General features: G+C 41.5%; 5 protein-coding genes. 3 read left to right on the top strand and 2 right to left on the bottom strand.

Annotated elements, in window-relative coordinates; translation table 11 throughout:
- The first annotated feature begins 97 nt into the window (after window positions 1-97).
- On the top strand, window positions 98-1549 hold the full coding sequence (locus B0181_RS10185; RefSeq protein ID WP_078277390.1) for a type IV secretory system conjugative DNA transfer family protein: 1452 nt from the start codon (window positions 98-100) through the stop codon (window positions 1547-1549).
- A gap of 496 nt (window positions 1550-2045) precedes the next feature.
- Here the strand turns inward: B0181_RS10185 and B0181_RS10180 are convergent, their stop codons facing one another.
- On the bottom strand, window positions 2046-2675 hold the full coding sequence (locus B0181_RS10180; RefSeq protein ID WP_078277389.1) for an Abi family protein: 630 nt from the start codon (window positions 2673-2675) through the stop codon (window positions 2046-2048).
- A gap of 139 nt (window positions 2676-2814) precedes the next feature.
- Window positions 2815-3753 (bottom strand): replication initiation protein RepM, encoded by a 939-nt coding sequence (gene repM, locus B0181_RS10175; protein ID WP_078277388.1) that lies wholly within the window; start codon window positions 3751-3753, stop codon window positions 2815-2817.
- A 323-nt stretch (window positions 3754-4076) separates the two neighbouring features.
- Here repM and B0181_RS10170 point away from each other — a divergent pair, with 323 nt between their 5' ends.
- Entirely contained in the window at window positions 4077-4643 is a 567-nt protein-coding gene (locus tag B0181_RS10170; RefSeq protein WP_078277387.1) for a hypothetical protein, read from the top strand.
- The gene (locus tag B0181_RS10165) at window positions 4636-5532 is read left to right on the top strand and encodes a phage integrase N-terminal domain-containing protein (protein WP_078277386.1); all 897 of its coding nucleotides are present in this window, start codon (window positions 4636-4638) and stop codon (window positions 5530-5532) included. The genes B0181_RS10170 and B0181_RS10165 overlap by 8 nt, the downstream gene beginning before the upstream one ends.
- The last annotated feature ends 145 nt before the right edge of the window (window positions 5533-5677 follow it).

Raw genomic sequence — 5677 nt, 5'->3', positions numbered from 1 at the left:
TTCTTTGCGTATTGTAGCTGGCTCAAGGAAGGTATTATCCATCCTGAGTTACTCGTGAAATGCGAAAATTTTTTAGACAAGCAAAGAGGAGCTGGCGATGAGTAGTTTATTTTTGGGAATTTTTCTTGCGATAGCCTTAGCTGCTCTGCCCTTGATTGTTGTGGCGGCAAACCAAAGCAATGGTGCAAATAGCAGCGGTCGACGCTCTAGAAGTGCTTACGACAGCAGACGCTTACGCCAAATGCTGAATAAAAGTGCTGGTGAGCCGCTGGCTTTCTATCACAAAAGAATATTTGGCGAGCCTGACGTAGTAACCGTTGGTAATCAAACAAGGGGGTTGATTGTAGGTTCGTCAGGCACAGGTAAAACGAACTATATCTTGGCGCAACTTTGGGAATGGGGCAAAAGCGGCAAAAGTTTTGTAGTTACTGACATCAAGCCGCAGATTTTCGGTGTGCTGGCTAAAAATGGTTTCTTTGAGCATTTTGGCTACAAGCCAATAGTCATCAATCCAAATGATGCGTATGCCCACAAATACAATTTACTGGACGATATTTGCTTGGATTTGGACAGTGAACTTGACGAAATTCTTTACATCTTGATACCGTCACATGCTGAAGATGCCGCCTTTGCTGATTTTGGCCGTCTGATTTTCAAGGCGATTATTTTAGATTTAGGGGCTGACGCTAGCCTTTCCGCTGCTTACCGAAAGCTTGCAGCATTTGCAAATGCTGAAAAGTTGCTTAATTACTTAAAAAGAAGCGAAAATCCCAAAGTTGTGAAGTTCGCAAACCAAGCAGCGACGATTAGCAGCAATGAAAGGTTTGCGGCAAGCGGTATCAATGCTATTGTGTCCGCTCTAGAATTTTTAAACAACGATGTAATTGCCCAAAGTCAAGAACCGAGCAAGCCGCTACGCTTGCGTGAACTGCTCAAGCAAAACAAAGTAGCGGTTTTTCTGCAGTTTGAGCAAGAATATCAAAACTCTAACGAAAAGCTCTACAGTGCAACCGTGCAAGCAATCATCACCTTTTTGATGTCAAACTACAAGCACAGAAAAGAAGTTTTGCTACTGTTTGATGAGCTGCTCAACGGTGGAAAAATTAACCAACTTGCCGACAAGTTTAACACCATGCGTAGCTACAAATTGCCAAGTTTTTTGTACATCCAAAGCATTGCTGGCATTTATGAAAAATACGGCATTTACGAAGCAGACAAGCTGATGGCGGCTTGCGACTTTCAAGTGTGCTATCGCACAAACGACCAACAAACAGCTGACTTTTTCGCCAAAAAGTCTGGCTTGGTTGAAGTTACATACAAATCTTTTAGCGACAGACCGAAAGGTGAGGGCGGCGGCGTTGAGCGCACTGTTAGCTACCGAACAGAAAAAGAGCAGCTCGTTTCGCAAGAAAATCTGTTTCGTATGAAAGAAGGCGAAGCCTTAGTTTTCTACAGGGGCGAAGTTGCAATTACAAAAATGCCGGAACACTACAAGGATACGCCGATGAAGCAAATAGAAGATGAAGTTCGCTTAGGCGATTTTGGCTAACGTGCGATAGCCAAATTGGTCGCAAAAACCGCCTGCCAACCAAAAGGCAAAGGCGGTTTTTTGCGGCCGAAATTTGGCGTTTGTTTTGATTGGGTTAAGCCCGTCGTCACTAGCTTTGGTAGTGACGACGGTCGCTAATCCTTGCAAGAACTGGCTAAATTAGCGATTTTTGCAAATTTAGCCCGCGTGATGCAAGCCTAAGGCATTGACAATCCCTTGAAAACAGGTAAGATGGAAGGTGCTTATTTTTTGTTCATTTTTGTTTTTTCGCTGGTTGGCCTCAGCTGAAATATCGCCACATATCAAAACAACAGACGCCCGCAGTAAACATTCTGATGTCTTGCTTTCGCCATGCCGAACACTGTTGGAAAAAGAATTTTTACGCCTTGCGCTCTAAAAAATTTGTCATTTTGATGACAAATAGCGCACCAACACTTACCAACCAAACGTAAAAACTCACCTTATCTTGTACATACTTTGAACTTACAAAGTAATTTCATTTTGTCGCTAAAATATCTGTCACTTGTTGCCAGTATTCAAGCCAAATTTTTGTATCTTTGGAGCAATAACCAACAATTTTCAAAATTCGCTCGTAGTCTGCTTTCAAATCACGGTTAAAAATCGGCTCGTGGTGCGCTATTCGATTGCGCAGTTTGCGAACCATTTCTAAGTCGCGGTGCAAATCGCTTCTAAATTGCGCCAAATCACTTATTTCTGTATGGCAAAAACACGTTTTTAGATGCTTGCGCCAAATCCCATCATCAAAACGAGATGTAAACAGGCTTTGCCAAAACACAAACGGCAATTCTGGAATGATTTTATCTATGTCAGCAGTGCTTTGGTGTGCTTTTAGCACGTCTTGACGACGTGGCTTTGGCAATGTGCGCAAAAAGCGTTCATTATACGCCCAGTTTTCGCCGTAAACAGCTCTCAAGGCATTAGAAACGGTGTTTCTGATGGCAACTTCACAAATTGCCAAACATGGCAAAAACGCCCCTGAAATTTGCAAATTGAAACGGTACAGCTCCAAAGCGGCGTTTTGGTCTTTGCTATGACTTTCGTAGGTCGCCAATCGAGCTTCCGACTGTGATTTTTGTATGTTTTCGTAATTTACGCTTGATTTCATCAAGATTAAGCCTTAAAATGGTCTTGTTCGCTAGGGTCTATTGAGGGCTAAACGCCTACCCCCTAGTATTAAGCGAAAGACCCACCTTTACGGTGGGTTTTTCTTTTGATTATTCTAACCAAAAACCATCAAAAAATCACTAAAACTTACACCCCGCTTTTTCTAAGTAAGGGCGGTAAAATTCCGCTTTGTCGCTGTCTAGCAAGTCATTAGCGATTTTGTCAGCAAATTCCTGCATGGTTGCACCTACTGGCGCTCTCGAGCCTAATTCAGACATATTTGCCAGCTTGGATGCGAACATCAAGCGTTGCTTGTCTGTCATTTTGATAGGGGCAAGCATATCAAGGGTGTTGTCGTCTCTTTGTTCGTCTTTTTTACGCTGTTTTGGCTTGGATTTTTGTTTGATGGTGAATGTAAAACCAACGATTTTACGCCCTTGCTTATGCTGTTCGTAGGTTAGATTGATGTCGGTTTTTTCATTGATTTCATCTATCGATGACTGCAGCACTCGAGCTTTAAAATTATGGATTGCAGTATACTCATCGTCAAGCAATCCTAATCTATCCCTAAGCTCTTGCATGCTGATTTGATTGGTTTGTCCTTTGCTTCGCCAAGCGATTACAATCTCGTACAAACGCACAGCATATTTACTGTTTAGCCCTGCCACCTGCTCTAACTCATAGCTTGTAAAATGGCTTTCCAACTCCCTTACTCGTGAGATGACATCAGGAGTAAAATACAGCTCTACACTTGCTGCATTGTCTATGTAAGCAATTTTAGAAACCCAGTGGCTGCGCACCACTCTTTCACCTTTATCTGTCAGCTCTTTATAGCCAAATTCACGCCCAAAAATACCCTGCACTCCGTCCTTTAAGGCTTGGTAAGCCACTTGACGAGCCACACCAAAACGCTCCATGTAATCGCTTGCTGTAACCGTGATTTTAGTGCTTTCACTTACTTCAAGGGCGTAGCGTCTGATTGCAACGATTGATAACAGTAGCAACCGTTGTTCTACCAAACCCAAACGATAGCTAGCATTAATTAAGACATTGTGTTTTACAACAAGGTCATTTTTCATGTTTTCATACCTTATAAATACATATAAATAATTGTATTATTTTATACAAATAAAAACAAGTATTTATTTGGTAGGTAAACGTAGTTATATTGGTAGGTAAATGTAGTTATATTGGTAGGTAAACGTAGTTATATTGGTAGGTAAATGTAGTTATATAAACGCCACAACCCTTACCACACAAGGCTTTGCGAGTGTCTAAAAATAATAAAATATATAAAAATAAAAAAGCATTTTTCACAAAAAGTTGTGTATTTATTACATAGGTTTTTTCAGATTTTTAGGTATATAATCCAATTTACGAATTTACATTCAAAGAGACAAATATGAATTTTTTTATCAAACTATTCAACAAGCTGTTCAACAGACAACCCAAACCAGTCCCAATTAATCCCATCTATGAAAAAATCGCAGAAAAAGCTTTTGATATTCAAGGGCACGCTGTGATTTTTGTTTACGACAGCTCAGATGTTATCACCTCAACAATAGAATGCAGTGATAACGTCAAAAATTTATTGGTGGAATGGGGATTTGGTAATGCAGTGGTTTATAGTCATTTCGTCGATGCCTACTTCCAAGACTGGAAAATTCAAGAAATCACGCTACAGCCAATTATGGCAAAGCTATTCAGTCCAAATGAGCGATTGTCAGATATAAAAATATTTATCGGCAAAAGTTCAGAAGAAGTGCGTAGGGCAGAAAAGGTTGTTTGTGAGCTTGTTAATAATGACAAAATCGAATTTTTTGATGGTTTGCACACAGGTGAGCTTGCACCATTTTGGTTAGATCAAGAACAAAGAAAAGTTTTTGAGAGATATAAACGAGAATATATTATCCAACATGCAAGAAATTCTATCGGATATTGCACTATATCGGGGTTTGAGCATGAATAAACTAGAATACCAAATTCTGCAAATCTGTAAGCGTAACCGTGACGGCAGTCAAGCAACGCAATCTAACCGTCGGCGCATTCTTGCAATGTGTACCAAACAGCTGGCGGATGCAGGCTTTAAAGTCAATAAAATCAACATTTCCGACCTAAAGGGCAGGCATATTGATGCGCTATTGAACCGCTGGCGATCAGATGGTATTAGTACAGGTGCCATCAAAAATCGCCTATCTGCTTTGCGCTGGCTGGCTGAAAAAGTTGGCGATGAAGGCTTGGTGAAGTCAAATGATGTGCTTGGTATAGAAAAACGCCAATACATCAAAAACGAAGACAAAGGCGTTACGCTGTCTGATTTTGACATTTCACAGCTTGATAAAAATACACAGCTATCCTTGCGCCTGCAAGCGGCTTTTGGCTTGAGACGTTCCGAAGCCTTAAAATTCCAAATCAGTTATGCACTTGGCGGTTACAATATCCAAAACGCCGAAAAAATTCGCCTGAAAGCGTCTTGGACGAAAGGCGGTCGTTATCGGGAAGTGCCGATTGCCACTGATAGCCAGCGTCAACTACTGGCAGAAGTGGCAAGTTTTTGCCAAGCGAACGATTGGCAATCACTGATTGCACCAAATTTAGCGTATAAAGAACAGTTGAAATGTTTTGAAGCGCAAACGTCTAGTATTGGTCTGGGAAATACGCACGGATTGCGCCATAGATATGCTCAGGAGCGTTACAGACGGCTTTCGGGTATGGAACCACCAGTGATAGCTGGACAACGCCGTTTAACGGCGTCTGAGCGCGAAATAGACCATAAAGCAAGAATGTGCTTGACTGAAGAGCTGGGGCATGGCAGAAAACAAATTACATCACAATATCTTGGCAGTTGGGGGCGATGACATGAACGTTGCCGCAGAAATACGAAAAGATATTTTATGCGCTCGGTGCAAGCTGTGCAAACTGTTGATTTGGAAGAAAGACCCATATATGGAACGCTTGGAAAAGCGGGGTAACCTTATCTATCACGAAGGCGCGGAACATCAC

Source organism: Moraxella caviae (genome assembly GCF_002014985.1).
GTDB lineage: Bacteria > Pseudomonadota > Gammaproteobacteria > Pseudomonadales > Moraxellaceae > Moraxella > Moraxella caviae.
Note: the sequence above shows the minus strand (reverse complement) of the source record. Positions and strands in the feature narration are given on the sequence as shown.